The 25,692-nt window shown below is 65.1% G+C and carries 23 protein-coding genes and 1 tRNA gene; 17 read left to right on the top strand and 7 right to left on the bottom strand.

The window, feature by feature from the left end; translation table 11 throughout:
* Window positions 1-226: 226 nt before the first annotated feature.
* Window positions 227-922, bottom strand: coding sequence for a 2OG-Fe(II) oxygenase (locus F2P45_RS17490; RefSeq protein ID WP_166877751.1), 696 nt, complete (start codon window positions 920-922; stop codon window positions 227-229).
* The gene (gene ada, locus F2P45_RS17495; RefSeq protein WP_166877754.1) at window positions 919-2,031 is read right to left on the bottom strand and encodes a bifunctional DNA-binding transcriptional regulator/O6-methylguanine-DNA methyltransferase Ada; all 1,113 of its coding nucleotides are present in this window, start codon (window positions 2,029-2,031) and stop codon (window positions 919-921) included. Before ada ends, F2P45_RS17490 begins: the two co-directional genes overlap by 4 nt.
* 150 nt (window positions 2,032-2,181) lie before the next feature.
* On the opposite strand from ada, the gene hutC reads away from it, so the two are divergent.
* From hutC to F2P45_RS17530, 7 genes are all read left to right on the top strand, one after another.
* Window positions 2,182-2,901 carry a histidine utilization transcriptional repressor HutC gene (hutC, locus tag F2P45_RS17500; protein ID WP_166877756.1) on the top strand — a complete coding sequence of 240 codons (720 nt, stop codon included), beginning with the start codon at window positions 2,182-2,184 and terminating at the stop codon, window positions 2,899-2,901.
* A 136-nt stretch (window positions 2,902-3,037) separates the two neighbouring features.
* Entirely contained in the window at window positions 3,038-6,955 is a 3,918-nt protein-coding gene (locus tag F2P45_RS17505) for an ABC transporter substrate-binding protein (RefSeq protein WP_166877758.1), read from the top strand.
* 118 nt (window positions 6,956-7,073) lie between these two features.
* A complete protein-coding gene (locus F2P45_RS17510; RefSeq protein WP_166877760.1) occupies window positions 7,074-7,571 on the top strand; it encodes a response regulator in 498 nt (165 codons plus the stop codon).
* A 188-nt stretch (window positions 7,572-7,759) separates the two neighbouring features.
* Complete coding sequence (trxA, locus tag F2P45_RS17515; protein WP_126076315.1) at window positions 7,760-8,086, top strand: thioredoxin TrxA; 327 nt, start codon at window positions 7,760-7,762, stop codon at window positions 8,084-8,086.
* 142 nt (window positions 8,087-8,228) lie between these two features.
* On the top strand, window positions 8,229-9,491 hold the full coding sequence (rho, locus tag F2P45_RS17520; RefSeq protein WP_054268339.1) for a transcription termination factor Rho: 1,263 nt from the start codon (window positions 8,229-8,231) through the stop codon (window positions 9,489-9,491).
* 358 nt (window positions 9,492-9,849) lie between these two features.
* Window positions 9,850-10,119, top strand: coding sequence for a type B 50S ribosomal protein L31 (locus tag F2P45_RS17525; protein ID WP_054268338.1), 270 nt, complete (start codon window positions 9,850-9,852; stop codon window positions 10,117-10,119).
* A 92-nt stretch (window positions 10,120-10,211) separates the two neighbouring features.
* Window positions 10,212-11,933, top strand: a complete 1,722-nt coding sequence (locus F2P45_RS17530; protein ID WP_166877762.1) for an ArnT family glycosyltransferase — start codon at window positions 10,212-10,214, stop codon at window positions 11,931-11,933.
* A gap of 45 nt (window positions 11,934-11,978) precedes the next feature.
* Here F2P45_RS17530 and F2P45_RS17535 read toward each other — a convergent pair whose 3' ends face one another.
* Window positions 11,979-12,869: a LysR family transcriptional regulator gene (locus tag F2P45_RS17535; protein WP_166877764.1), complete on the bottom strand. Its 891-nt coding sequence runs from the start codon at window positions 12,867-12,869 to the stop codon at window positions 11,979-11,981.
* Between the two features lie 108 nt (window positions 12,870-12,977).
* On the opposite strand from F2P45_RS17535, the gene F2P45_RS17540 reads away from it, so the two are divergent.
* Window positions 12,978-13,721 (top strand): SDR family oxidoreductase, encoded by a 744-nt coding sequence (locus tag F2P45_RS17540; protein ID WP_166877766.1) that lies wholly within the window; start codon window positions 12,978-12,980, stop codon window positions 13,719-13,721.
* A gap of 14 nt (window positions 13,722-13,735) precedes the next feature.
* On the opposite strand, the gene F2P45_RS17545 is transcribed toward F2P45_RS17540, so the two are convergent.
* Both F2P45_RS17545 and F2P45_RS17550 read right to left on the bottom strand, forming a co-directional pair.
* On the bottom strand, window positions 13,736-14,800 hold the full coding sequence (locus F2P45_RS17545) for a DUF418 domain-containing protein (RefSeq protein ID WP_166877768.1): 1,065 nt from the start codon (window positions 14,798-14,800) through the stop codon (window positions 13,736-13,738).
* Between the two features lie 96 nt (window positions 14,801-14,896).
* The gene (locus F2P45_RS17550; protein WP_166877770.1) at window positions 14,897-15,115 is read right to left on the bottom strand and encodes a hypothetical protein; all 219 of its coding nucleotides are present in this window, start codon (window positions 15,113-15,115) and stop codon (window positions 14,897-14,899) included.
* A 91-nt stretch (window positions 15,116-15,206) separates the two neighbouring features.
* Here F2P45_RS17550 and F2P45_RS17555 point away from each other — a divergent pair.
* The 9 genes from F2P45_RS17555 (at window position 15,207) to F2P45_RS17595 (ending at window position 22,421) form a co-directional block, all read left to right on the top strand.
* Window positions 15,207-15,293, top strand: a tRNA-Leu gene (locus F2P45_RS17555).
* Between the two features lie 363 nt (window positions 15,294-15,656).
* Window positions 15,657-16,775, top strand: coding sequence for a PEP-CTERM sorting domain-containing protein (locus F2P45_RS17560; RefSeq protein ID WP_166877772.1), 1,119 nt, complete (start codon window positions 15,657-15,659; stop codon window positions 16,773-16,775).
* A 338-nt stretch (window positions 16,776-17,113) separates the two neighbouring features.
* Window positions 17,114-17,572 carry a CsgE family curli-type amyloid fiber assembly protein gene (locus tag F2P45_RS17565; protein WP_166877774.1) on the top strand — a complete coding sequence of 153 codons (459 nt, stop codon included), beginning with the start codon at window positions 17,114-17,116 and terminating at the stop codon, window positions 17,570-17,572.
* Window positions 17,573-17,612: 40 nt separating this feature from the next.
* The gene (locus F2P45_RS17570) at window positions 17,613-18,044 is read left to right on the top strand and encodes a curli assembly protein CsgF (protein ID WP_166877775.1); all 432 of its coding nucleotides are present in this window, start codon (window positions 17,613-17,615) and stop codon (window positions 18,042-18,044) included.
* Window positions 18,041-18,922 carry a CsgG/HfaB family protein gene (locus F2P45_RS17575; RefSeq protein ID WP_166877777.1) on the top strand — a complete coding sequence of 294 codons (882 nt, stop codon included), beginning with the start codon at window positions 18,041-18,043 and terminating at the stop codon, window positions 18,920-18,922. The genes F2P45_RS17570 and F2P45_RS17575 overlap by 4 nt, the downstream gene beginning before the upstream one ends.
* On the top strand, window positions 18,919-19,440 hold the full coding sequence (locus F2P45_RS17580; RefSeq protein WP_166877780.1) for a curlin: 522 nt from the start codon (window positions 18,919-18,921) through the stop codon (window positions 19,438-19,440). Before F2P45_RS17575 ends, F2P45_RS17580 begins: the two co-directional genes overlap by 4 nt.
* 39 nt (window positions 19,441-19,479) lie before the next feature.
* Window positions 19,480-20,274: a hypothetical protein gene (locus tag F2P45_RS17585; RefSeq protein ID WP_166877783.1), complete on the top strand. Its 795-nt coding sequence runs from the start codon at window positions 19,480-19,482 to the stop codon at window positions 20,272-20,274.
* Window positions 20,275-20,342: 68 nt separating this feature from the next.
* Window positions 20,343-21,305, top strand: coding sequence for a hypothetical protein (locus F2P45_RS17590; protein WP_166877785.1), 963 nt, complete (start codon window positions 20,343-20,345; stop codon window positions 21,303-21,305).
* 75 nt (window positions 21,306-21,380) lie between these two features.
* On the top strand, window positions 21,381-22,421 hold the full coding sequence (locus F2P45_RS17595) for an RNA methyltransferase (protein WP_166877788.1): 1,041 nt from the start codon (window positions 21,381-21,383) through the stop codon (window positions 22,419-22,421).
* Between the two features lie 52 nt (window positions 22,422-22,473).
* Here F2P45_RS17595 and F2P45_RS17600 read toward each other — a convergent pair whose 3' ends face one another.
* The gene (locus F2P45_RS17600; RefSeq protein WP_166877790.1) at window positions 22,474-23,259 is read right to left on the bottom strand and encodes a substrate-binding periplasmic protein; all 786 of its coding nucleotides are present in this window, start codon (window positions 23,257-23,259) and stop codon (window positions 22,474-22,476) included.
* Between the two features lie 92 nt (window positions 23,260-23,351).
* Entirely contained in the window at window positions 23,352-25,412 is a 2,061-nt protein-coding gene (locus tag F2P45_RS17605) for a TonB-dependent siderophore receptor (protein WP_229505138.1), read from the bottom strand.
* Between the last annotated feature and the right edge of the window lie 280 nt (window positions 25,413-25,692).

Consider the following 25,692-nt stretch of genomic DNA (forward strand, 5'->3'; position numbering starts at 1 on the left):
AGTCTGGAGGGGATCGTGGGAGGTCAATGGCAAGAGAAAGGGCATCTGAGAACATAGTTCCAGAAGTTAACACTTCTGGGATTTGTTTACAAGAAGCGACAGTCAAGAGCTTAACTTAACGGCATTAAGCTCTGACCCCGGTTGTAGGAACTCTGACCTTTGGTATAGGACCAGCATAGCCCATCGACAATAATTTCAGTTTAGAGCTCTGACCCCGGTTGTAGGTCTATTCGGCGTCGTGGAAGATGATGCCGAGGGTGTGGCGTTGCCCGGAGCGCAGGCGGCTGACGCCGTGGCGCATGGCGACGCGGTAGACGCCGCGCGTGCCATTGACCGGCCGCTGGTTCACCGGAAAAATCACCGCGTCGCCCTGCCCCAGCCCCACCACCTCGACCCGCGATTGCATGCGCGGGCGCTGTTCGGTCAGCACGAAATCGCCTCCGGTGAAGTCTTCCCCCGGCCGCGACAGCAGCAGCGCCACCTGCAAGGGAAACACGTGCTCGCCGTACAGGTCCTGGTGCAGGCAGTTGTAGTCACCCGCGCCATAGCGCAGGATCAAGGGCGTGGGCCGCCGCTGGCCGGCCGCGTGGCAGCGCGCCAGGAACTCGGCATGCTGCGCCGGAAAGCGGGCGCCGAGCCCCATCGCTTCGTGCCAGCGGTTGGCGATGCGCGCCAGCGGTCCATACAGCGCTGCGCGCAGCGCGCCGATCCCCGGCGGCAGCGGGTAGGCAAAGTAGCGGTATTCGCCGCGCCCGAAGCCGTGCCGCTCCATCACCACCCGGCTGCGGTAGCGCGCGTCGTCGTCATACGCGCCGGCATGGGCGCGGCAGGTCGCGGCGTCGATCAGGCCCTTCACCACCGTGCAGCCGTGCGCATCGAGGTCGGCGCCGGCCTGCTCCCAGTCAATCGCAGCGACGCTCATGCCCCGCCCCCGCCTTCGCTTTCGCTTTCGCGATCGAGCAGGATGCGCTTGCGCTCGACGCCCCAGCGGTAGCCGGACAGCGCGCCGTCGGTGCGCACCACCCGGTGGCAGGGAATGGCGACCGCCACCGGATTGGCGGCGCAGGCACCGGCAATGGCGCGCGCGCCAGTCGGCATGCCGATGCGGGCGGCCAGTTCGGCGTAGCTGACGGTCTGCCCGGCCGGGATCTCGCGCAAGGCTTGCCATACGCGCTGCTGGAAGGCGGTGCCGCGCACGTCGAGCGGCAGGTCGAGCCCGACGCCGGGCGCTTCGACCAGACCGACCACGCGCGCGACCGTCGCCTCGAAACCGGCGTCGGCGCCGCGCAGGTCGGCGGCGGGAAAGCGGTCCTGCAGGTCGCGCGCCAGCAGGTCGGGGTCGTCGCCGATCAGGATGGCGCAGATGCCTTTGTCGGTGGCGGCGACCAGGATCGCGCCGAGCGAGCAGGCGCCGATGGCGAAGCGGATCACGGCGCCGCTGCCGCCGGCGCGCCAGGCGGTCGGGGTCATGCCCAGGCGCGCGGGGGCGCTGGCGTAGAAACGCGCGCTGGAGTTGTAGCCGGCCGCGTAAATGGCTTCGGTGACGCTGGCGGCGCCGGCCAGCCCAAGGTCGACCCTGCCGGCGCGGCGCGCCGCCGCATACGCCTTGGGGGTGATGCCGGCGTGCTGCTTGAAGATGCGGTGAAAGTGAAAGCGGCTCATGCCGCAGGCGCCCGCCAGGCTGTCGAGGTCCGGCTCGGCGTCGCTGGCGTCGATCAGGCGGCAGGCTTGCGCCACCATCCGGGCGTGGCGCTCGGCCAGCGGTGGCTGGTCGGGTTTGCAGCGCAGGCAGGGACGAAAGCCGGCCCGCTCGGCGTCGGCGCCGCTGGCGTGGAAGGCGACGTTGGCGCGCAGGGCGGCGCGCGCGCCGCACGAGGGCCGGCAGTACACGCCGGTGGTGCGCACCGAGTAGTAAAAGCGGCCGTCGGCGCCGCCGTCGCGCCGCTGCACGGCGGCCCAGCGCGCGTCGTCGGTGTCGAAGCTGGCGGCGGGCGTAGCGCCGGCGCCGATGGGGTTGATTGCTGTTTTCATGGCTGTGCTCCTGCTGTCGTTCGCGATCGGGTTGGCAGGCATCCATCGTAGGCGGCGCGGCCCGGGCGGTCATCCCGGCGCTTGCTTTTGAATCCGGGCGCGCGGCCACGGTGCTAAAATCGGTTTTTGAGCCGGCTTTCGGAGAGTAGTTTGGAACAGCAGATTGCGCAAGACACGACGCCGATTTTCCAGCGCATCAAGGATTATCTGCTCGGCGAGATCGCCGCCGGCCGCTGGAAGGAGGGCGATGTGGTGCCGTCCGAGCAGGCCCTGGTGCGCCAGTTCGGGGTCTCGCGCATGACCGTCAACCGCGCCGTGCGCGAGCTGACCGCGGAACAGGTCCTCACACGCCGCCAGGGATCGGGCACCTATGTGGCGCCGCAAAAATACCAGGCCACGCTGGTCGAAATCAAGAGCATCGCCGACGAGATCCGCGCGCGCGGCCACGCGCACCGCAGCAGCCTGCATCTGCTCGACAAGGGGCGCGCCAGCGAGCTGCTGGCCCTGCAGTTCGAGCTGGCGCCCGGCCAGCCGCTGTTCCATTCGGTGATCGTGCACTTCGAGAACGAGGTGCCGATCCAGGTCGAGGACCGCTGGGTCAATCCGGCCTGCGCACCCGATTACCTGGCCCAGGATTTTTCGGCCATCACGCCCAACGAGCACCTGACGCAGGCCGCGCCCCTGCAAAGCGCCAGCTACAGCATCGAGGCCCTGCCCGCCCCGCGCGAGATCGCGAACATGCTGGCGGTGGGGCCGCGCCAGTGCTGCCTGGTGCTCAAACGCCAGACCCGCGCCCTCGGCCAGGTCGCGTCGGTGGTGACAATGTGGCATCCCGGCCAGTTATATCAGTTCACCGGCAAGGTCGGCTGAGCGGCACAATCGCCCCCGCGCAGCAGAAATACGACACTTTTACCCGCACGATAGGCGAAGATTCCTGTTGGTAAATTCCCTGCGCCGAAAAATGGCTACTATGGAGCTTAGCCTAAACCTCGTCGATGGCCCCGCCATGCCCGTTCCGATCTCGTTCACCCGCCACCGCGCCGCGCTGCGCCGCTGGCGTGCGTGCGCGCTGCTGGCGGCGGCGCTGGCCGGGGGCGATGCGCTGGCGCTCGAAAAGGTGGTGGTGCAGCTGAAATGGCAGCACCAGTTCCAGTTCGCCGGCTATTACGCGGCCCAGGAACAGGGCTTTTACCGCGAGGCGGGGCTGGACGTGACCTTGCGCGAGGCCGAGCGCGGCGACGACGCGGTGTCGGCGGTGACCTCGGGCGCGGCCGAATACGGGGTGGCCAATACCAATTTGCTGGTGGCGCGCGGGCGCGGCAAGCCGGTGGTGGTGCTGGCGTCGGTGTTCCAGCATTCGCCGGCGGTGCTGCTGGTGCGCGCCGACGCCAACGGCCAGCCGCAGCTGCCCGCCACCGGCACGGTGATGATTTCGGCGAACAGCGTGGAACTGCTGGTGTTCATGAAGAAGTTCGGCGCGCCGCTGGCCAACTATGCCCAGGTGCGCCACAGTTACAACGTGGGCGACCTGGCCAATGGCCGGGTGGCAGCCATGTCGGCGTTCAGTACCGACCAGCCCTACCTGCTGGAACGCGAACAGGCGCGCTTTGCCACGCTCACGCCGCGCGCGGCGGGCCTCGATTTTTACGGCGACCTGCTGTTTACCAGCGAGACCGAACTGCGCGAGCATCCGGCGCGCGCAGCCGCCATGCGCGCGGCCACCCTGCGCGGCTGGCGGCACGCCCTGGCGCACCAGGCCGAGACGGTGGACCTGATCCGCGCGCGCTATCCGCATCGCCTCAGCCGCGAGCATTTGCTGTACGAGGCGCACGGGATCGTGCCGCTGATCGAGGCCGACATGCTCGAACCGGGCTACAGCAATCCGGCACGCTGGCGCGCCATCGCCAGCGCCTACGCCAGCCTTGGCCTGCTGCCGGCCGATTTTTCGCTCGATGGCTTCCTGTACCAGGAGGCGCGGCCCGAGGCGCGCTTCGCCTTACCCGGAACGCTGGCGGCGCTGGCGCTGCTGGCACTGTTGCTGGCGGCAGCGGCGTCCTGGTGGCGCGCGCACCGGCTGGCCGCTTCGCTGCGCGCCGAACGCGCCCTGCTGGCCGACACGCGTGCGCGCCTGGCCAGCAGCGAGAACCTGCTGCGCTTTGCGCTCGATGGCTCCGGCCACGGCACCTGGGAGTGGACCCAGCAAAGCGGCGAACTGGCCTTGTCGGCGCGCTTCAAGGAGCTGCTGGGCTATGCGGCCGATGAATTCGCGGTCGATTTCGACGCCTGGCTGCTGCATGTGCACCCGGAAGACGTGGCGCGCCTGAAGGGCGACCTGTCGGCTTGCCTCAAGTCGCCGGCGGCCGGCAACAATGTGCTGGCGTGCGAGTTCCGCATGCGCTGCAAGGATGGGCGCTGGAAGTGGATGCTGGGACGCGGCATCGTGATCGGGCGCGATGCCAGGGCGCGCGCGCTGCGCGTCTCCGGCACCATGGCCGATATTGGCGACCGCAAGGAAGCCGAGGAAGCGCGCGTGCGCGCCGTGCTGGAAGCCTCGCCCGAGGCCATGCTGATCCTCGACGCCCATGGCCGCATCCGCTACGCCAACCATTTGTGCGCGAGCAGTTTTGGCTATGCGCTCGAAGCGCTGGTCGGCATGCCGGCCGAGCGGCTGGCGCCCGGCGTGCGCGAGCCGGGCGCGCCGAACCGGGTGATCACGGCGCAGCGGCGCGACGCCAGCCAGTTCCCGGCTGAAGTGAACCGCACGCCGATGCTGTCGCAGGGCCATACGCTCACGATCGTGTCGCTGCGCGACATCAGCGAGCGCCAGCGCGCCGAGCAGGCCCTCAAGGCGCTGGCGGCGCGCCTGCACGAGATTTTGCAGATGATGCCGATCGGCCTGTACCTCAAGGATACCGAAGGCCGCGTGACACTCATGAACAGCGCCTGCGAGAGCCAGTTCGGCCTGACGCTGGCGCAGTTGAGCGGCGACCAGCAGGGCGCGACGGGCACCTTGAACGCGCGCGAGCGCGAAGCCTTTGCCGGCGGCGTACTGCTCGACGATGTGGAAACAGTGTACAACGCGCGCCTGGAGCGCGAGCTGCATGTGCGCACCATCCGCAAAACCGTGTGCAACGAGCAGGGGCAGTGCGAGTACCTGATCGCGATGATGATCGATATCAGCGCCAGCATCGGCACCGAGCAGCAGCTGCGCGAATTGAACGAGCACCTGGAAGAGCGCGTCCAGCAGCGCACCGCGCAGCTGGACCAGGCCAAGAAAGTGGCCGAGGAAGCGAGCATGGCCAAGGGCCAGTTCCTGGCCAATATGAGCCACGAGATCCGCACCCCGATGAATGGGGTGATCGGCATGGCCTACCTGGCGCTCAAGACCGACCTCAATCCGCGCCAGCGCGACTACATCGAAAAGATCCGCTTCGCCGGCGAGCACCTGCTGGGCATCATCGACGACATTCTCGATTTTTCCAAGATCGAGGCCGGCAAGCTGGAAGTGGAGATGGTCGCCTTCACGCTCGACCATGTGATCCAGACCCTGTCGACCGTGGTCGCGCCCAAGGCGGCCACCAAGGACCTGGCGCTGGTGTTCGAGCTCGATCCGGCGCTGCCGCGCGCGCTGCAGGGCGATCCGCTGCGCCTGGGCCAGGTGCTGATCAACTATACCCACAATGCGATCAAGTTTTCCGACAGCGGCAGCATCACGATCCGCATCGACAATATCGACGACCGCCCGGACGACTGCCTGCTGCGCTTCCAGGTGTGCGACAACGGCATCGGCCTGACCCCCGAGCAGACGGCCAAGCTGTTCCAGTCGTTCCAGCAGGCCGACACCTCGACCACGCGCGAGTACGGCGGCACCGGCCTGGGCCTGGCGATCTGCAAGCAGCTGGCGCAGCTGATGGGGGGCGAGGTCGGCGTCGAGAGCCATCCGGGCAGCGGCAGCTGCTTCTGGTTCACCGCGCGCGTGGGCAAGCTCGATCCGGCCGCCGTGCATGCGGCCGCCGTGCATGCGGGCGCCGTGCATACGGGCGCCGTGCATACGGGCGCCGTGCATGCGGGCCGGGGCCAGGGGCCGGACGCGGTGGCCGGCGCGCGCCCGCCCGGCCAGGATGCGCTGCTGCGCGGCGCGCGCATCCTGCTGGTCGAGGACAATACCTTCAACCAGCAGATCGCCCTCGAAATGCTGGAGGAAGCCGGCTGCGTGGTGTGCCTGGCGCAGAACGGCCTGGAAGCGCTCGACCTGCTGGCCAAGACCGGTTTCGACGTGGTGCTGATGGATGTGCAGATGCCGGTCATGGATGGTTTGCAGGCCACGCGCCTGATCCGGCTCGATCCGCGCCTGGCCGGCCTGCGCGTGCTGGCCATGACGGCCACCGCCACCAGCGAGGACCGGGCGCGCTGCATGGAGGCGGGCATGGACGATTTCATCAGCAAACCGATCCAGCCGGCGCTGCTGTGCGACGCCGTGCTGCGCTGGCTGCCGGCGCGCGTGCCCGCCGCCGCCGCGCCGGCGCTGCCGGCCCAGCCGGGCTTTCGCACGGTGGCCGGCGACCCGGAGGTGATCGACCTGACGGTGCTGGCCAAGCTGCTCAGCTACAACCAGGACAAGGTGCGCAAGTTCGCCTTCAAGTTCCTGCAGACCACCCAGGATGGCTTCGAGGAGATGGAAACGGCGCTGGCGGCCGGCGACATCGCGCGCGTGCGCGAGCTGGGCCACCGCATCAAGTCCTCGGCGCGCACGGTGGGGGCGATGGGCATGGGCGAGCTGTGCCTGCGGCTGGAAAACCTGCCTTACGGCAGCCCGGCCAGCGAACGGGCCGAGGCGACCGCCCTGGTCGCCCAGCTGTGGCCGCTGCTTGCGCGCATCACCGAGCAAATTATGCAAAACACCACGTTTGCCAGCGACGCCTAAAAAAACCTGCGCACGGCTGCCGCTGGCAGGCGTTCTCCATGATAATAGTGGCGCACACGCGACGACCTTGAACCTGGCGCGCTGCCGATAACGACAATAATAGCTGCTAAAGACAACCATGGACGAGCCCGTAACACAGGCCCCGCCGCCGCGCATCCGCGTGCTGCTGCTGGACGATGATCATTTCATGCTGGAACTGCTGACCGACATGCTGGCCGATCTGGGCAACAGCGGCGACGGCGGCGCTTGCGCCTTCGAGGTCCGTACCGAATCGGATGCGCGCCGCGCCCTGGCCAGTCTGGCGCTTGACCCGCCGGGCCTCTTGATCTGCGACCTGTCGATGCCGGACATGGATGGCATCGAATTCATGCAGGCGGCCGCCGCGGCCGGGTTCGGCGGTGGCGTGATGCTGCTTTCGGGCATGGACAGCGGCGTGCGCAAGGCGGCCGAACGGCTGGCCAAGGCGCACGGACTGAACGTGCTGGGCGCCTTCAAGAAGCCGATCAGCGCGGCCGAACTGCAGGCCGCGCTGGCGCCGCTGAGGGGGCCGGCGCAGGACCCGGAAGCGCCCGGGCACGAGAATTTGTACAATCTCTCTCCCCTTTCGGGAAAATAGGTTATTATTTCGGCTAAATCCCCGCCTGATACCCTCTGCCGCCCTTCCCTATATTGAATTTGTGCACACCGTCACCACCATAGTGTTGCAAGATAAAAAGGAACTGGCTGGTGATAGCGATGGTCCCCGAAGCAGGGTCGGCTTATCCTCCAGGCGTTATTGACCCCCTACCTCATTTAGAGGAAAACATGAGCGAAAATATTAAATACATTAGCGATGCATCTTTCGAAGCGGACGTCCTCAAGTCGGACCGTCCCGTGCTGGTCGACTTCTGGGCTGAATGGTGCGGTCCATGCAAGCAAATCGCTCCGATCCTCGAAGAAATCAGCCAGGAATACGACGGCAAGGTCGTCATCGCCAAGATGGACGTCGATGCCAACCAGCAGGTTCCAGCCAAATTCGCCATTCGCGGCATTCCAACCCTGGTTCTGTTCAAGAACGGTGTTGAAGCGGCCCGCATGGTCGGCAACAATGGCAAGGGCAAGCTGACCGCTTTCCTCGACAGCAATATCTGATTAAGTACAACGTGACGTCGGCGCGCCCGCGCTGCCGTCTTGTCCGGCCGGGAAGCGAGTTGGCCTCGACTGACTTCTTCCCAGATGATTAACCCACGCAGTTCCCTCCCCTACCTTTACTTCCCGTCACGGGACTCAACTCATGCACTTATCTGAACTGAAGGCCATGCACGTCTCCGCACTACTGGAGATGGCGATTGGCCTCGATATCGACAACGCAGCCCGCCTGCGCAAACAAGAACTGATGTTCGCCATTCTCAAGAAGCGCGCGAAATCAGGCGAACAGATTTTTGGCGACGGCGCTCTCGAAGTGCTGCCGGACGGCTTCGGCTTCCTGCGCTCGCCGGACGCCAGCTACATGGCGTCGACCGACGATATCTATATCTCGCCGTCGCAAATCCGCCGTTTCAACCTGCACACGGGCGATTCGATCGAGGGCGAAGTGCGTACCCCGAAAGACGGCGAGCGCTATTTCGCGCTGGTCAAGGTCGACAAGGTCAATGGCGAATCTCCGGAAGCGAGCAAGCACCGCATTCTGTTCGAGAACCTGACCCCGCTGCACCCGAACGAGCCGCTGCGCCTCGAGCGCGAAATGAATGGCCAGGAAAACATCACCGGCCGCATCATCGACCTGATCGCCCCGATCGGCAAGGGCCAGCGCGGTTTGCTGGTGGCCTCGCCCAAGTCGGGCAAATCGGTGATCCTGCAGCACATCGCGCATGCGATCACCGCCAACCACCCGGACTGCACCCTGATCGTGCTGCTGATCGACGAACGTCCTGAAGAAGTGACCGAGATGCAGCGTTCGGTGCGCGGCGAAGTGGTTGCCTCGACCTTCGACGAGCCGGCCACGCGCCACGTGCAAGTGGCCGAGATGGTGCTCGAAAAGGCCAAGCGCCTGGTCGAAATGAAAAAAGACGTGATCATCCTGCTCGACTCGATCACCCGCCTGGCGCGCGCCTACAACACCGTCATTCCCGCCTCGGGCAAGGTATTGACCGGTGGTGTCGACGCCAACGCGCTGCAGCGTCCGAAGCGTTTCTTCGGTGCGGCCCGGAATATCGAAGAAGGCGGCTCGCTGACCATCATCGCCACCGCCCTGATCGAAACCGGTTCGCGCATGGATGACGTGATCTACGAGGAATTCAAGGGCACCGGCAACATGGAAGTCCACCTCGAGCGCCGCCTGGCCGAGAAGCGCGTTTATCCGGCGATTAACCTGAACAAATCGGGTACCCGCCGCGAAGAATTGCTGATCAAGGCCGACCAGCTGCAGAAGATCTGGATCCTGCGCAAGTTGCTGTACTCGATGGACGAGATCGAAGCGATGGAGTTCATTCTCGACAAGATGAAGGCCACGAAGAACAATAATGAGTTCTTCGACATGATGAGGCGCGGTGGGTAATTTCTGCGCGTAGCATCAACAAAAGGGCAGCTGCGGCTGTCCTTTTTCGTTGTTGGCTGGGCCTGCGGCGCCCCCAAGAGTATCCTCAGCGCAACACCGGGGTCAGACCCCGGTTGTTCCCTTGGGGGTCTGACCCCGGTGTTGCGCTGAGGATATTCATACCCCAATGGCGGCTTCGGAGACACCGGGGCCAGACCCCCTAACAGAAAAACCGGGGTCTGACCCCTCCCTATGCACAAAAGCGCTGTATAATCGCCGGTTGCAGTATTTAACCCCTGGCAAGTGAGCGGCAATCGGGTCACGAGGCAAGACGACCGACGAAGTGCAGTTTGGCTACCAAACTAACCGAGGCAAGACCATGCGTAAAGATATCCATCCAGAATACCGCGACGTTGTATTCCACGACCTGTCGTGCGATTTCAAATTCGTTACCCGTTCGACCATCCAGACCCGCGAAAAAATCACCCACGAGGGCGCAGAATACCCACTGGTGAAGATCGAGGTATCGGCTGAATCGCACCCGTTCTACACCGGCAAGCACAAAATCGTCGACACCGCTGGCCGCGTCGAGAAGTTCCGTCAGAAATTTGGTGCCGTCGGCTCCAAAACCGCAGTTGCAAACGGCTAAGTTTTTGCCTTGCACACCTGAAAAAGCAGCCACGGCTGCTTTTTTTTCGTTGATACTACGACCTTTCCCCATTGCCGATGCCCCCGTTATCGATGAAACCCGTCCGTCTTTCCGCCGCCGCCACCCTGGCCCTGCCGCGCTGGGCCTTGTTCGCGCTGGGCCTGCTGTACATCTTGCCCGGCCTGATCGGGCGCGCTGACTGGAAAGATGATGCCGGCAGTTTCGGCATCATGTGGACCATGGCCCACGGCGGCCTGGTCGACTGGCTGCTGCCGAATATCGCCGGCATGCGCGTGCCGGACGACGGCCCGCTGGCCTTCTGGTTCGGTGCGCTGTGCATCAAGCTGTTCGGGTGGCTGATGGGCGACATGATGGCGGCGCGCATGTCGACCATCGCCATTTTCGTGGCCGCCACGGCCTCGGTCTGGTGGACCGCCTTCCACCTGGGGCGGCGCCAGGATGCGCAGCCGCTGCGCCTGGCCTTCGGCGGCCAGCCCGAACCGGACGATTACGGCCGCACCCTGGCCGACACCGCCGCCCTGATCTATCTGGGCTGCCTGGGCCTGCTGATGTTCAGCCACGAAACCCTGGCCGTCACCCTGCAAGGCGGCCTGGTCGCCTATTTCCTGTACCGCGCGGTGCGCTACGTGGAAGCGCAGACGGTGCGCAATGCGGTCCTGATCGGACTGTCGCTGGGCGCGCTGGTGCTCACGCGCGGCCTGCTGACCCCGATCACCCTGCTGCTGGCCCTGTTTGCATGCACGCGCTTTCTGTCGGTGCCGCTGGCGCCGACCCTGCGCCACCTCGGCCTGGCCGTGCTGACGGCGCTGGCGATCTCCATGCTGTGGGTGCTGCCGGCCGTGTCGATGCAGCCCTACGGTCTGAATCCCGTCAGCGGCTGGCTGGCCTGGACCGCGAACCAGATCGGCCTGCCGAGCTGGATCTCGATCAAGACCTTCTTCCGGGTCGGGATCTGGTTCTTCTGGCCGGCCTGGCCGTTCGCCGGCTGGGCCATTTACGCGTGGCGCCGCCAGGACCATCTGCTGCACATCGTGCTGCCGCTGTTTTTCGTCGGCGCGCTCACCTTGCTGATCCTGTGCGATCCGCTGCCGGAAAACGGCGACCTGCTCAAGCTGCTGCCGCCGCTGGCCATCATGGCCGCGTTCGGGCTGCCGACCATGAAGCGCGGCGCCATCAATGCCATCGACTGGTTCTCGGTGATGGTGCTGACCATGCTGGGCGCGATCGTGTGGCTGTTCTGGATCGCCAAGCTGACCGGCTGGCCCGCGCAGCTGGCCAAGAACGTTCTCAAGCTGCTGCCGGGCTTCCGGCCGGAAGTCGAGGTGCTGGCGTTCGTGGTGGCGCTGGGCGCGACCATCGGCTGGATCGCGCTGGTCCACTGGCGCATCTCGCGCCAGCCGGCGGTGCTGTGGCGCGCCGTGGTGCTGTCGTCGGGGGGCCTGATTTTGCTGTGGGTGCTGCTCATGACGCTGTTTCTGTCCGACTTCAATTACAGCAAGAGCTACGCGGTGGTGGCGCGCCAGATCGCCGCCTCGCTGCCGACGGATGCGGGCTGCATCAATTCGAACGTGGGTGCGCCGCAGCGCGCGTCGCTGGCGTTTTACGGCAAGCTGCCGTTCGATAAAATCGGCGCCGGCAAGTGCGACCTGATCCTGCTGCAGGACAGCGTGAAAGTGCACGACGAGCGCGAGCTGTCCAAGCCGCCGCCGGGCGCCGAGTGGCGCCTGCTGTGGGAAGGCCGGCGCGCCGCCGACCGCGACGAGCGCTTCCGCCTGTACCAGCGCGCGCCCTGAGTTGCACGGCGCCTGGCGCCGCCGGCCCGTCAGGGTCAACCCGGGTCAGGCGGCAGCGGCGAACACCTCTTTCAGCCAGCCGGCAAAGGTGCGCACGCGCGCCGACAGCTGCCGCTTGTGCGGATAGAGCACGCTGACCGGCATCGGCCGCGGCGCCATGCCGGGCAGGACCTCCTTGAGCGCGCCATCGGCCAGGTACTGCGCCACGCCGTAGCGCGGCACCTGCACCAGCCCCAGGCCTGCCAGGCAAGCGCCCTTGTACATCTCCGCCCCGGTCACCGAGACCTGCGCCGCCAGGTTGACCACCCGCGACTGCCCGTCCACGGTGAAGTCGAGCGGGTACGGTTTGCCGGTCACGCTCGAAAGGTAATCGACCGCCTTGTGCGTGGCCAGGTCGGCCAGGGTGCGCGGCTCGCCGTGGCGCGCCAGGTAGGCCGGACTGGCCACCGTCACCTGCGCCAGCAGCGCCACGCGGTGCGCGACCATCGTCGAATCCTGCAGTTCGCCCGCGCGCAGCACGCAGTCCACTCCTTCGCGCACCAGGTCGACCAGGCGATCGCCTTCGCCGATCTGCAGTTCGATGTCGGGATAGCGCTGCAAAAAATCCGGCAGCCCTGGCAGCACGAAGTGGCGCGCCAGGGTCGCTTGCAGGTTCACGCGCAGCAGGCCCCTGGGCGCGGCGCTGCGAAAGGCGCCTTCGGCTTCTTCCATGTCGGCCAGCAGCCGCACGCAGCGCTGGTAGTGCGCTTCGCCGTCGAGCGTGGGCGCGACCTGGCGCGTGGTGCGTTCCAGCAGGCGCGTGCCGAGACGCGCTTCGAGCCGCTGGAGCGCATTGGTCACGGTGGCGCGCGGGAGCTGCAGGTCGTCGGCGGCCGCCGTAAAACTGCGCCGCTCCAGGATGCGCACGAAAATGCGCATGTCGTCGAAACGGTCCATTTCCACCTCTTTGTTGTCGCTGATCGAATAGTGATGGCAAGTTTAGCCTGATTATCCCGGAGTCGAGATACGTCATCATGCAAGTACTTGACCACCACGGAGAACAGCATGAACCAGACGGATCACACCAGAGTCGCCATCGTCACCGGCGCCTCGCGCGGCATCGGCGCCGATATCGCACGGCGCCTGGCCAGCGACGGCTTGGCAGTCGCCATCAACTACGCCAGCAATGCGGGCGAGGCGGACGCGCTGGCAGGGGCTTTGCGGGAAAAGGGCGCGCGTGCGATCGCGGTGCGGGGCGATGTATCGAAAGCGCACGACGCGCGCCGGATTTTCGAGGAGGCGGAGCAGGCTTTCGGCAAGGTCGATGTGGTGGTCAACAACGCCGGCATCATGGCGATGGTGCCGCTCATCGACGCGACCGACGAGCAGTTCGAACGCCACTTCGCGGTCAATGCCAAAGGCACCTTCAACATGCTGCGCGAAGCGGGCCGGCGCCTGCGCCAGGGCGGCCGCATCGTCAATCTGTCGACCACGGCGCTGGCGCTCAATATGCCGGGGTATGCGATCTACAACGGCAGCAAGGCGGCGGTGGAAGCGTTCACCCGGGTGTTTGCCAAAGAGCTGCGCGGACGCGATATTACCGTCAACGCGATCGCACCCGGCCCGGTGGAGACCGGGCTGTTTTTGAATGGGAAAAGCGATGCGCTGATCGCGCAGCTGGCCGGCATGGCGCCGCTCGGACGCCTCGGCCAACCGGACGATATCGCGAAGGTGGTCAGTTTCCTGGCCGGACCCGATGGCGGCTGGGTCAACGGCCAGGTCTTGCGCGCCAACGGCGGCGTGGCGTAGAAGTAAGCGCGCGCTTACGCGGTACAGCGCCGCATCAGCCACTCGACCGGGCCGAGTGCGAAACGGCGGCGCCACAGGTGCGCGCACAGCAGCGCGCCGGCCGAGAAGACCAGCGCACTGCCGACCGCGAAAGCGAGCGTGCGGCCGCCCAGCAGGCCAAGCGCTTCGAGCACGCCCATGCCGATGACGACGTGGGCGATGTACAGGGTGAGCGCGAGCTGGCCGGTATGCACCAGCGGCGCCAGCCAGCGCGCGTCATGCCAGCGCTGGCCGATCCAGACGCAGGCCGCCATCACCGCCATGGCGTCGCCGGCGGCGGCGATCCAGTACAGCGGCAGCGGCGGCAGCGGGCCGGACGACCACAGGTGCATCCAGACGCCGCTGCCCGGCGCGCCAAGCAGGGCGCCGATCGCCATCGTCAGTTCGGCCGCGATGCCCATCACAAGGCCGCCGATGAAGACCCGGTACAGCACGGTGCGCGACTGCATGTCGGCGCGGCCGAGCGCCATTCCCAGCAACAGGAAACCGGCCCACGGGAACACCGGGTGAAAACCGTTGAAGAACAGGTTGCGCAGAAAGCCGGCGGGCGTCCAGAAGCCGGCGTAGGCGAGCGTCTCCCAATTCCAGCCGGCGCCGTAATCGAGAGTCGCGGCCAGCACGACGAAGCCGGCCATCATCGCCAGCGCGGCGCCGACCAGGGCGCCCGTGCGCCACGACAGCGCGAGCGCGCCGATGACCATGTAGGCGCCATAGTAATGGAGGATGTCGGCCGGCCAGACCTGCACGTACAGCAGGCCGGCGACGAACAGGAAGGCGGCGCGTTTCAGGATGCCGGTGCGGTCGGCGCGCAGTGCGGCCGGGTCGCCCGCTTCGCGTGCCCGCTTCGACAGCAGCGACAGCCCGACGCCGGCCAGGATCACGAACAGGGCGGAGGCGCGTCCGTCGAGCGCGTCGAAGATCGCCAGCCACCACGGCGCGTCCGGCGCGCTGGCGTGCATCACGACTTTGAAATTAACGATCACCATGCCGATCACGGCAAGGGCACGGGCCAGGTCGAAGCCGACGATACGTTGTTTCATGGATGGCCACATTGAAAAAACTACAATGTAGCATGGGGCTTGGCGCCTGTTGAGAAGCGCGCTTCGATCAGCAATGCTTATGGATCGTCGTATGTTTCAGGCGCTCCGGCCAGGCGGGCCAAGCAGATACTGGCCGTTCAACCGGACATCGGGGCAGTTGACGTTGATCCAGCGCCCCGTCCGAAGTGATGGAACCATCGACAGCGGCTTGTGCAGGCGGCGCGTGAACCAATCGTCAGTCGGGAAGATCTTTTTGCCGCTGAAGAAAATCGCATTCGGATTGTCGCGCTTGATCTCTGCGCACCGCCTGGCCAAGGGTTCTCCAGGCCGGTGTCATGACAGCGTGGCACCGCAACGCGAAATAGTTGCCTGAACCGGGCAAATCGGCCATAATGCGGGTCGCGTTGCCGGGATGGCGGAATAGGTAGACGCACGGGACTCAAAATCCCGCGCTGGAAACAGCGTGCCGGTTCGATTCCGGCTCCCGGCACCAAAGAATATGCTTCAAGAAGTACAGCAAGGCCCACTGACCCGCGATTCTCGCCTTGAGACTGCGGGTTTTTTGTTGTCTGCGCGTGCTGGATGCGCGCCATGCCGGCGCGCCGGTAGCATCGCATCGGTCTCGATGCTCGCCGCTACACCGTGCGCGCGGCCTCGATTCCCCCTCCCCTTCGACGACAAAAACATGTTTACCCCCAGATTAACCATTTCAAATTGCAAATATTTCTTACCTGTCGGAATTCTTTACATGTTTTAAGCAAGATTTTCCCGGATTCGAATCAAAACAAAGAGTTACGAAACTGGCACGATCCATGCTCCTTCATGCGATAAGAATAATCACATAGGGATGCCTAAAATGAACTCGATCACACGTCGTTGCGTCGCACTTGCGTTGCTGGGATTGGCTGGCAGCGCGTCGAACGCGGTATTGGCAGGACCGCTGCCAATCTACTCCAGCACCTACCCCACGCCCAACTCCGCCTGCGCGACCTACGGCAATTTTGTTTCGTGTTCGACAGGCGTACTGAACTACTTGTCCGGCAGCGGCGCTGGCGGATTCACGGGCGACTACACCTTCAGCGCGGCACAGGGCGCGCTGCACGACGCGATCGTGGTCGCCTCGAACGGCGGCGCCACCCTGGCCAATGGCGACGCGGCGCTGCCATCGGAAAACGGCTTCAAAACCATCAACAGCGGCCAGAAGGATTACTTCTTCACAGGCGACGGCAACGATCCCACCAACAACGGCGCGCTGGCCAACGACACCGCGTTCAGCTGGGACATGGGCCTGTCCACGCTGAACAGCAAGCTGACCTTCGGCGGCGATTACCATCAGATGATGATCGCTTTCGACTTCAATAATCCGCAGAACAGCACGGCCAGCCTGCCGATCTGGGCGCTGGTGACGATACGCGATAGCGAAGGCACGCTGGACAACCAATATTTTGAAACGCAGCAACTCGACGCCCTGGATATTTTCAAGGATCCGTCACTGTTTCAATCGACAAAAACCTTCAACGGCAGCGGCGTGACAACGCCAAACTCGACCGACTTTGCGATGACGGTCGGCGCGATCTGCGTGGTCAGCGACACGGTATCGTATCCGTCCCCGAACGGCAGCAGCTGCCCCACGGGCGGGCAGCTGATCAACACGAACCAGGCATCGAATGCCGTGGAATTCATCAATTACATCCCGAGCCTCGACTTGAAAGGACTCGAAGGCGCCGGCTACGACACGCTGTCGGTGCAGGTGTGGATGGGTTGCTTCGGCACCGGCGGAAATACTTCCGGCCCGACGCTGGCCGACGCCAAACCTGTCGGCCCGTGCGACACGGGTGGCTACGGCGATATTTTTCTGATCGCCGGCGCGGCCCTGCCCGACCGGAACACCGTGCCGGAACCGGGCACGCTCGCGCTGGCCACACTGTCGCTGTGCAGCCTGTACGCTGCACGCCGACGCCGTGCACCGCGCTGATCCGCGTTCCATGGCGGGCATCGCCGATACGCGACGATGCCCTGCCAACACACAAGCCCCTACCCGCCCCGCATTCTCGCCATCGTCTCCTCCTCCCCGCATCGTGATCGCGCCGCCTGAAAAGCCAGCGCGATTTCTTTTGGGACAGCTCTTGTCCCGTTCAAATTTCCGCGCGCCAGTATTGATTTTTAGCCAGCCGAAGCGCTTGACATCCGGGTCTTGAATTTTTGACAGTCATCAAAGCCAGCGGGGTCTCGCTCGATAAACTCGAATCTCATCAGCACCGTCGTCACCGATTTTTCTGGCCACACCACAAGAACAACAAACCGCGAGGTCGTATGCCCAAGACCACCAACCTACTCGCCATGTGCGCGCTGTCGCTTGGCTGCGTGCTCGGCGCGGCAGCCCGGCAAGCAGCGCCGCAAGACGGCACGGACACGATCAGCCAGGCACGGCGCGCACTGGTGGCCGACACCGACGGCGGCGTTGTCACGAGCCAGGCCATCACCGTTGCCGGCCACGATTTCTGCCAGTACTTCATCGCCGCGTGGCGCGAAAAAGAAGGCAGTGAACGCTTCACCCTCGCCATCGTCGAGCGCCCGTCGGCACGGCGCGGCAGCGAAGTGCGCATCGACTTCGCCCAGCGCCGCGTGTTCGAAACACGTTTGCCCGCCGCCCGCGCGGCCATCAAATCGCTCAGCGAAGACGCCGCCGAAAGAACCTGGCACGCGGTGCTGGAAGCCGACGCCGAACGCAAGCGCGTCAACGACGCCGACCTGGCGCCCGACGAATTCTGACGCTCTCTCCATCCACTCTGTTTATGTAAGGACATCAGCCATGCACCTCCCTTCCATTTCTCGCGCGGCCACGCTGTGCATGGCCCTGCTGGCGGGCAGCGCCAGCGCGACCGAACTCGTGTATCAGCCAGTGAACCCCTCGTTCGGCGGCTACCCCGCCAATGGCCCCAATCTGCTGGCAAGTGCGTCGGCAACGAACAAGCACAAGGAGAGCTCGGGTCTGGGCGGCTCTTCCATGTTCGACCAGTCGCCGCTCGCACAGTTCAATCAAACGCTCGAACGCACTGTGCTGAGTCAACTCGCGTCCGCGGCCACCTCCAAATTGCTGGGGCAAGATGGCAAGCTGGTGCCCGGAACGTTTTCAACCGCCAACTTCACCATCACCGTGCTCGACCTCGGCGGCGGCATGTTGCGCATCACCACGACCGACAAGACCACCGGCGCCACCACCACCTTCGAGGTGGCGCAATGAACGCGCGGCACTGGGCAATCGCCGCCGCCGCTGCCAGCCTGCTGACCGGCTGCACCTTCCACCATCCGCCATCGGCCGTGACGGCCGGCGCGCAGCTGGCGCCCGCCACCCCGGTCACGCGCGACCTGCTGAACCTGCCCGCGCCGAAAGGCAAGGTGGCCGTGGCCGTGTATGGCATCCGCGACCAGACCGGGCAGTACAAGCCGGCCCCGGACAGCTCGTTCTCCACCGCCGTCACGCAGGGCGCCTCGTCGATGCTGGTCAAGGCGCTCAAGGAATCGGGCTGGTTCATTCCGGTCGAACGCGAGAACCTGCAAAACCTGCTTACCGAACGCAAGATCGTGCGCGCGCTGGAAATGCCGCAACCGGCCGATGCGGCGCCGGTGCAGATTCCGCCGCTGCTGGCCGCGTCGCTGCTGATCGAGGGCGGCATTGTTGCCTACGAAAGCAATGTACGCACCGGGGGCGCGGGCGCGCGCTTCCTGGGCATTGGCATGAGCACGCAGTACCGGGTCGACCAGGTGACGGTGAACCTGCGCAGCATCGATATTCGGGGCGGACAGGTTTTGCAAAGCGTCTCGACCAGCAAAACCATCTACTCGTATGAGATCCATCCGAGCGTCTTCAAGTTCGTGAATGTGAAAAATTTACTTGAGCTGGAAGGCGGGATGACCCGCAACGAGCCGATCCAGCTGTGCGTCAGCGAAGCGATCGAAGCCGGCGTGGCCCACCTGATCGTCGAGGGTGTGCGCGAAGGCAGCTGGGCGCTGCAGGACGAGTCGCAATGGAACAATCCGGTGCTGCAACGTTACCTCGCCGAACGCGCGCCGTATGCGCCGGCGAAACAGGCCGCCAGCGGCGCTGGAGCGCAGCCATGACAGCGCCGCTCACCACATGGTGGCGCGCCGCCATCGCCCTGGCCAGCCTGTGCGCGGCCAGCCTGGCGGGCGCGGCCGACCTGGCGCCGTCCGAACTGCCGGCCGCGGCGCCGCCAGGCCATGTGCTGGCGCTGCGCCAGCAAGGCAGCGGCAACGGCGCCATCGTCGAGCAGTCCGGACAGCGGCACCTTGTCGATGGCGTCCAGGCCGGCGCCGCCCAGCGCGTCAAGCTTGCGCAGCGCGGATCGTTACAGCGCGCCACGCTGCTGCAGGATGGCAGCGCCAACACGCTGGACTTGCTGCAAAGCGGCGACGGCAACCACGCCAGCGTCGGCCAGGTGGGGCAGGACAACCAGGCCAGCATTGTGCAGGATGGCATCGGCCACCGCGCCAATGTCGACCAGCAAGGCAGTCTCAACACGGCGCGCATAGAACAATATGGACGTGAAGGAAACGCGCGCATCAGCCAGTCCGGCAGCGCCAAGACCGCCACGCTGATTCAGCGTCAGGGGCGCTGAACCCACCTGATTCGCCTCTTCCTTTTTCGGAGCATCATCATGAAGACGTCTTTTCCGGCGCTTGCCGCCGGCTTCGCCCTGTGCTTGTCGGCCGATCCGGCCCGTGCCGGCCATGCCACCACCACGCAAACCGGCAACGCGAATACGAGCAATATCACCCAGCATGCGGACGCCCAGACCAGCGCCCACGTGCAACAGTCGGGCCATGCGAATGGCGGCCTGATCGTGCAGGACGTCGTGTACTACAGCGATGCCCGGATCGCGCAAAACGGCGCAGGCAATGGCGCCAGGCTGGAGCAAAACAATGTGGGCCATATTTATCTGAGTGCCATTCAAACCGGCAGCGCCAATCGGGCCGACATGGTCCAGCGCAACAATTCAGGCTTCGCCAGTGCGCGCGCGACACAAATCGGCACGCTCAATGCGGCGGCGGTGCAGCAAGACTTCGTCGCATTTACCCAACTTGGCATCGACCAGTCCGGCAACAGCAATCGCGTCGCGGCGACGCAGGCCGGCACCGAGCAAACCACCTTGGGGATCCAGCAAACGGGCACAGGCAATGGCGCAAGCACTTACCAGTCCGGCAGTGGCCACAACGGCGCGATTAGCCAGAACGGCACGCACAACACCGCCGCGCAGTGGCAAACCCTGGTGGGCAACGACTCCCTGATTATACAAACCGGCAATAACAACACAGCGGGCGTGAGGCAGGAAGGCACGATCGGCTTCGGCACGCCGCCCAATACCGCCTGGGTGAGCCAGGCCGGCAACGGATTGTATGCGGTGGTGACGCAATATGGCGGCGCCAACCGCGCCGGCGTCAACCAGCAGTAGGACAGTATTCAGCAACCGGGGTCGCTGAATGGCATCCATCCTGACCCTGTCCATTACGGAGGCATTTCATGAAACTTCATTTATCCGCCCTGGCAAGCGCACTGACGCTGGCATTTTCCGCTACCTCGGCCCAGGCTGAACTGAACGCCGTCACCGCCCAAAAAGGCGCCGGCAACAGCGCGTATACGGTGCAGCAAAATTCGACCGGCCTGATCAAGGCCACGATTTCGCAAACCGGCGATAACAACAAGGCTGGCGATGCCGCCGCCAAAACCGGCGGCATTGTCCAGATCGGGGTCAACAAGGATATCAGTGCGTCGATCGCCCAGCAGGGCAATCAGAACAACGCCGGCATCCGTCAGGAAAAGGCCTTGAACACGACAGCGACGCTGGCGCAAACCGGCAATCAGAATAGTGCCACCGTGCGTCAGAACAGTGCCACCAAGGCCAATGCCACGCTGTCGCAAAGCGGTCAGAAAAACAGCGCCACGCTCGACCAGCAGGGTGTTTCCGACTTCGAGATCCTGGCCAAGCAGACCGGTAGCGACAACAAGCTGGCCGTCAACCAGCTCAACTCCGCCAATCAGGGTGCGTATGTGACCCAGAACGGCGTGAACAACGGCGTGACGGTATCGCAGACGCAAACCGCGTATGCCGGCGTGACGGTCAACCAGTCCGGCACCGGCAATAACGTCAAGGCGGCCCAAAAGAACGCCAACAACGTCAGCTCGACCATTGCCCAAAACGGCACGGGCAACAATGCGCTGACCGACCAGTCGGATAACAAGAACCTCAGCGCCATCAATCAGAAAGGCAATAACAACCTGACCACGCTGACCCAGAATGCCAACGCCAACCAGTCGCAAGTGACCCAGGACGGCCTTGCCAACAAGGCGACGGTGTTCCAGACCGGCACCAATGCCAACAATTCGCTGGCCAACGTGTCGTCGATCATTCAAACCGGCAACGGCTATACCGCGAGCCTGACCCAGAACGGCAGCAATAACCATTCGGGCATTGTGCAGTACTGATGGCCGCGCGGCGGCGCGGGCGACCGTGCCGTCTTCCTCGCTCCTTTGCATCGCGTTATGCAATAAAATAGCGCGATGCAACTTACAACGATCCGCCAGCGCCTGCGCGCCCTGGGCGCCCTGCCCTTGCACGAACAGCGCGTCCTGCGCGACTGGGTCCAGGGCCGCCCCTACGACCAGGGACGGCGCCGTCCCAACGATTTCCTGCCGCTGGGCGTGCGCACCTTTCTGCCCGCGCTCGACGCCGAGCTGCACGGCATGGCGCGCCTGATTTCCTCGCATCCCGGTGAAGATGGCTCGGCGCGCTTGCTGGTCGGGCTGGCCGACGGCCAGGCGGTCGAAAGCGTGCTGCTGCCGCGCGACGGGCTGTGCGTGTCGAGCCAGGTCGGCTGCGCGGTCGGCTGCCAGTTCTGCATGACCGGGCGCGAAGGCCTGATCCGCCAGGTCAGCAGCGGCGAAATCATCGCCCAGGTGGTACTGGCGCGCACCCAGCGCCTGGTGAAAAAAGTGGTGTTCATGGGCATGGGCGAGCCGGCCCACAATCTCGACAATGTGCTCGAGGCCATCGAGCTGCTCGGTACGGAAGGCAATATCGGCCACAAGAACCTGGTGTTTTCGACCGTCGGCGACCCGCGCGTGTTTGAACGTTTGGCACAGGGCGTGGTCAAACCTGCATTGGCGTTGTCGCTGCACACCACCAAGCCTGGCTTGCGCGAGCAGTTGCTGCCGCGCGCGCCGCGCATCACGCCCGAGCAACTGGTCGAGGCGGGAGAAACGTATGCGCGCCTGACCGGCTACCCGGTGCAGTATCAGTGGACCTTGCTCGAAGGCGTCAACGATGGCGCCGACGAGATCGACGGCATCGTGCGCCTGTTAAAAGGCAAGTACGCGGTGCTGAACATGATCCCGTACAACACCATCCCGGATCTGGCGTTCAAGCGGCCCAGCTGGGAGAGCGCGCGCGCGATTGCGGCCACCTTGCATCAGCGCGGGGTGCTGACCAAGCTGCGCGATTCGGCCGGGCAAGATGTCGATGGCGGCTGCGGGCAATTGCGCGCCCGCGCCGCGGCACCGGCGCGCCGGACCATTGCGCTCAAGCGCGCCGAAGGCTCCTGACCGTGCCGCTCGCCTCGTTCGCAAGCTGGCGGCGGCTTGGGGCAACGCTCGCTCAGCGCGCCGGACCGGCCTGCGCGCCATCCCCGTCGGCCGCCTTGCGCGGGGTCCAGTTGTCGTACTTGCGCTCGAGCCGGCGCGAGGTACCGTCGCGGTTCATGGCGTCGAGCGCGGCGTTCATCTTGTCGATGAGCGCGTCGGGGACGGCGCGGTTGCAGGCAAGATAACCTTTGGCCCGGTTAAACACCAGCACCGGAACAATCTTGCCGGCAAAACCGTTTTGTTCGAGCACGCCGCCACCGGGACGCAGGCCGGTGGCCCACAGGTCGATCCGGTTCATCAGCAGTTTTTGCGGGTTGAGCAGGTCGTTCGGCGCCGGATCGACCGTGAAGCCGCGCGCGCGCAGATAGTCGTCGCGCACATCGCCATTGTAGGTACCGATACGTAGCCCGCGCGCATCTTCCAGCGTGGTCAGCTGATAGTTGCGGTCGGCCCGCCCCAGCAGTACCCAGGCGCCCTCGTCGGTCGGTCCCACCCATTTGAACAGTGGCTCGCGCTCGGGCGTGCGCGTGGTTGCGTAAACACAGCCGTTGGGACGCTGCACGGCCGAGGTGTACGCGCGTTTCCAGGGCAACACGTCAATTGAATAGCTCAGCCCGGTGCGCGCCATGATCTCGTGGATCTTGTCGGAGGAGTAGCCCAGCACGCGCTCGCCCTCCGCCATGATTGCCGGCGGCGCATGTTCGGTTGTGATGAAGAGCTGTGGCGGCGCTTCCGGCAAGCCGGCATGGCCATGTGGCCCGGCCAGCAATCCCGCAACAAGTAACAACTGCTTCACCATGGGTGGCCTTTGCGATGCGCTCGTCAAAGCATACCAGTTCCCGGGTTTTGGCGGCAATCGTGCTGCTGAGCACGAATATATGCCATGCCGGATTACCAGCGGTAACGCGCGCTCAGCTGGACCGTGCGCTCCGGCGCCCAGAAGCAGGTCTTGGCCGGTTCCGCCAGGCAGGTGGCGTATTCCTTACCGGTCAGATTGCTGACGTTGAGGGCATAGCGCCAGCGTCCATCGGTGTAGTGGGCAACGGCGTCGAACACGGTCTGCTCCTTGTTCAGGCCGCTGTTAAGCTGGTCCCAGTAATGCTTGCCGACGTAGCGCGCGCCCAGGCCCATGCCCAGCCCGTTCAGGGCGCCGCCGCCGATCACGTAGTCGCCCCACACCGACGCCGACGATGTGGGCACCAGGATCGGCATCTTGCCGAGGATGGCGGCATTGTTGCTGCGGCTGACTTCCACATCGTTGTAGCTGTACGCCGCCGTGATGTTCAAGCCGCGCAGCACTTCCCCGCGCGCTTCCAGCTCCACCCCGCGCGCGCGCTGCGCGCCGGTCAGCACCGAGAAATTGACGTGCAGCGGATCGTTGGTGGCGACATTGGTCTTGCTCAGGTCGAACAGTGCGGCCGTGAACAGGGTCTTGCCGTTGGCCGGCTGGTACTTGACGCCCACTTCGGTCTGGCGCGCCTTCATCGGCTCGAACGCCTTGCCTGAAAAATCCTGGCCGATCTGCGGCAGGAAGGACGTGCCGACGCAGACGTACGGCGCCAGTTCCGGCGTGACCAGGTAACTGAGGCCGACCCGGCCGCTCAAGACGCTGTCGTCGGAACGGCTGGTCGCTTTCGTCAGAAAATTCTGCAAGGTATCCTCGACCTTGTCGTAACGCCCGCCCACGGTGAGGATCATGCCGTTGGCAAACCTGGCCTGATCCTGCGCGTACAGGCCGGTCTGGGTCAGCTTGTCGCGCAGGCTGCCGAACACTTGCGTGCGCGGCCCGATGGTCACGTTGTAGCTTGGCGCGAGCAGGTTTTGCGCCGGCGCCGCGCCACGCACGCGGTACTCGCTGTCTTCCATGCGCATCCAGTCGAGCCCGGCCAGCACGGTGTGCTGCGCGCCGGCCCAGTTGAACTTGCCCTGGAGCTGGTTGTCGACCAGGGTATTGTCGACCCGGCTGAAGTACTGCGCCGCGGTGCGCTGCATGATGTTGTTGCCGACCGCGCCGGGGTTGATGGCGTTATAGACCGAGCGCAGGCGCGCCTGGCGCAGGTTCTGGCGGATCGTCCAGCCGGCATTGAGCTGGTGCTCGATCTGGTAGCCGAGCGACCACTGTTCGTTTTCCTGCTGGTCGAAGCGCGGGTCGCCGATCATGGTGTGGGTCAGGCTGCCATCGGGGCGTACCGCGGTCCAGCGTCCGCTGCCGCTGCGGTCGTTGGTGTACTCGCCCAGCAGGGTCAGGGTGGTACCGGGGGCGATGCTCCACAGCAGCGACGGCGCAAGATACTGGCGCTCGTTGCGGCCCGATTGGCCGTTGCCGTAGTCGAACTGGGTGTCGCTGTCGAGGCGGAGGCCGACCACGCGGTAGTGCAGCGCGCCGCTGCCGCCGATGGCGCCGCCGATGTCGGCGGCAAGCTGGCGGCGCGAGAACGAGCCGGCATCGACCCGCACTTCGTTGGCGGCGCCCGTGCCCGGCAGTTTGCTGACGCGGTTGATGGTACCGCCCGGGTCACCCTGGCCGAACAGGACCGACCCGGTGCCGCGCAGCACTTCGATGCGTTCCAGCCCGTAAGGTTCGCTGCGGAACATGCCGAAGCCGCCTGGGACCTGGCGCAGGCCGTTGAGGTAGTTGCTGGTGTTCTGAGCGTTGATGAAGCCGCGCAGATTGAAGTATTCGTAGCCGCGCGGATCGACGCCGTGGGTTTCGGTGACGGCGCCGGGCATGTAGCGCAGCACGTCGAGCACGCTGGTGACGGCGCGCGCATCCATTTCATCGCGCGTGACCACGGTGAGCGACTGCGGGGCTTCCAGGACCGGGGTATCGGTCTTGGTGGCGGAGGCACTGCGTTTGGCCAGGTACGTAGCGCCGTCGGCTTCGCCGACAATGGTGACGGCGGGCATGACGGTGCTGGTTTGCTGGGCCACGGCGCCGCTGGAAAGGGTCAAGAGTGCCAGGGCAACGGCGGTGCGGCGGAACGGGTTTGGGTGTGGGCTGTGCATGAATGTAAGGATGTGATTGTAGGGAGCAGCGGGGGCGCGTTACTGCGCCGTTCCGATGTAGACGAATCAGGGCTGCGGAAATTTAGTGCAGCCAGATCGAAGAGGAAGCAATGCCTGCCAAACCCGACAACGTCATCCTGTGCGCAACGACGCTCGGGGGCGTGGCGGCATGGTTCTGGCGGCGGCGCGCACGGCTGATGCAGCACAAGGGTCGGGCAGATTCGCT

Origin of the sequence: Massilia mucilaginosa, from assembly GCF_011682145.1 — a bacterium.
Classification (GTDB): Bacteria; Pseudomonadota; Gammaproteobacteria; order Burkholderiales; family Burkholderiaceae_D; genus Telluria_A; species Telluria_A mucilaginosa.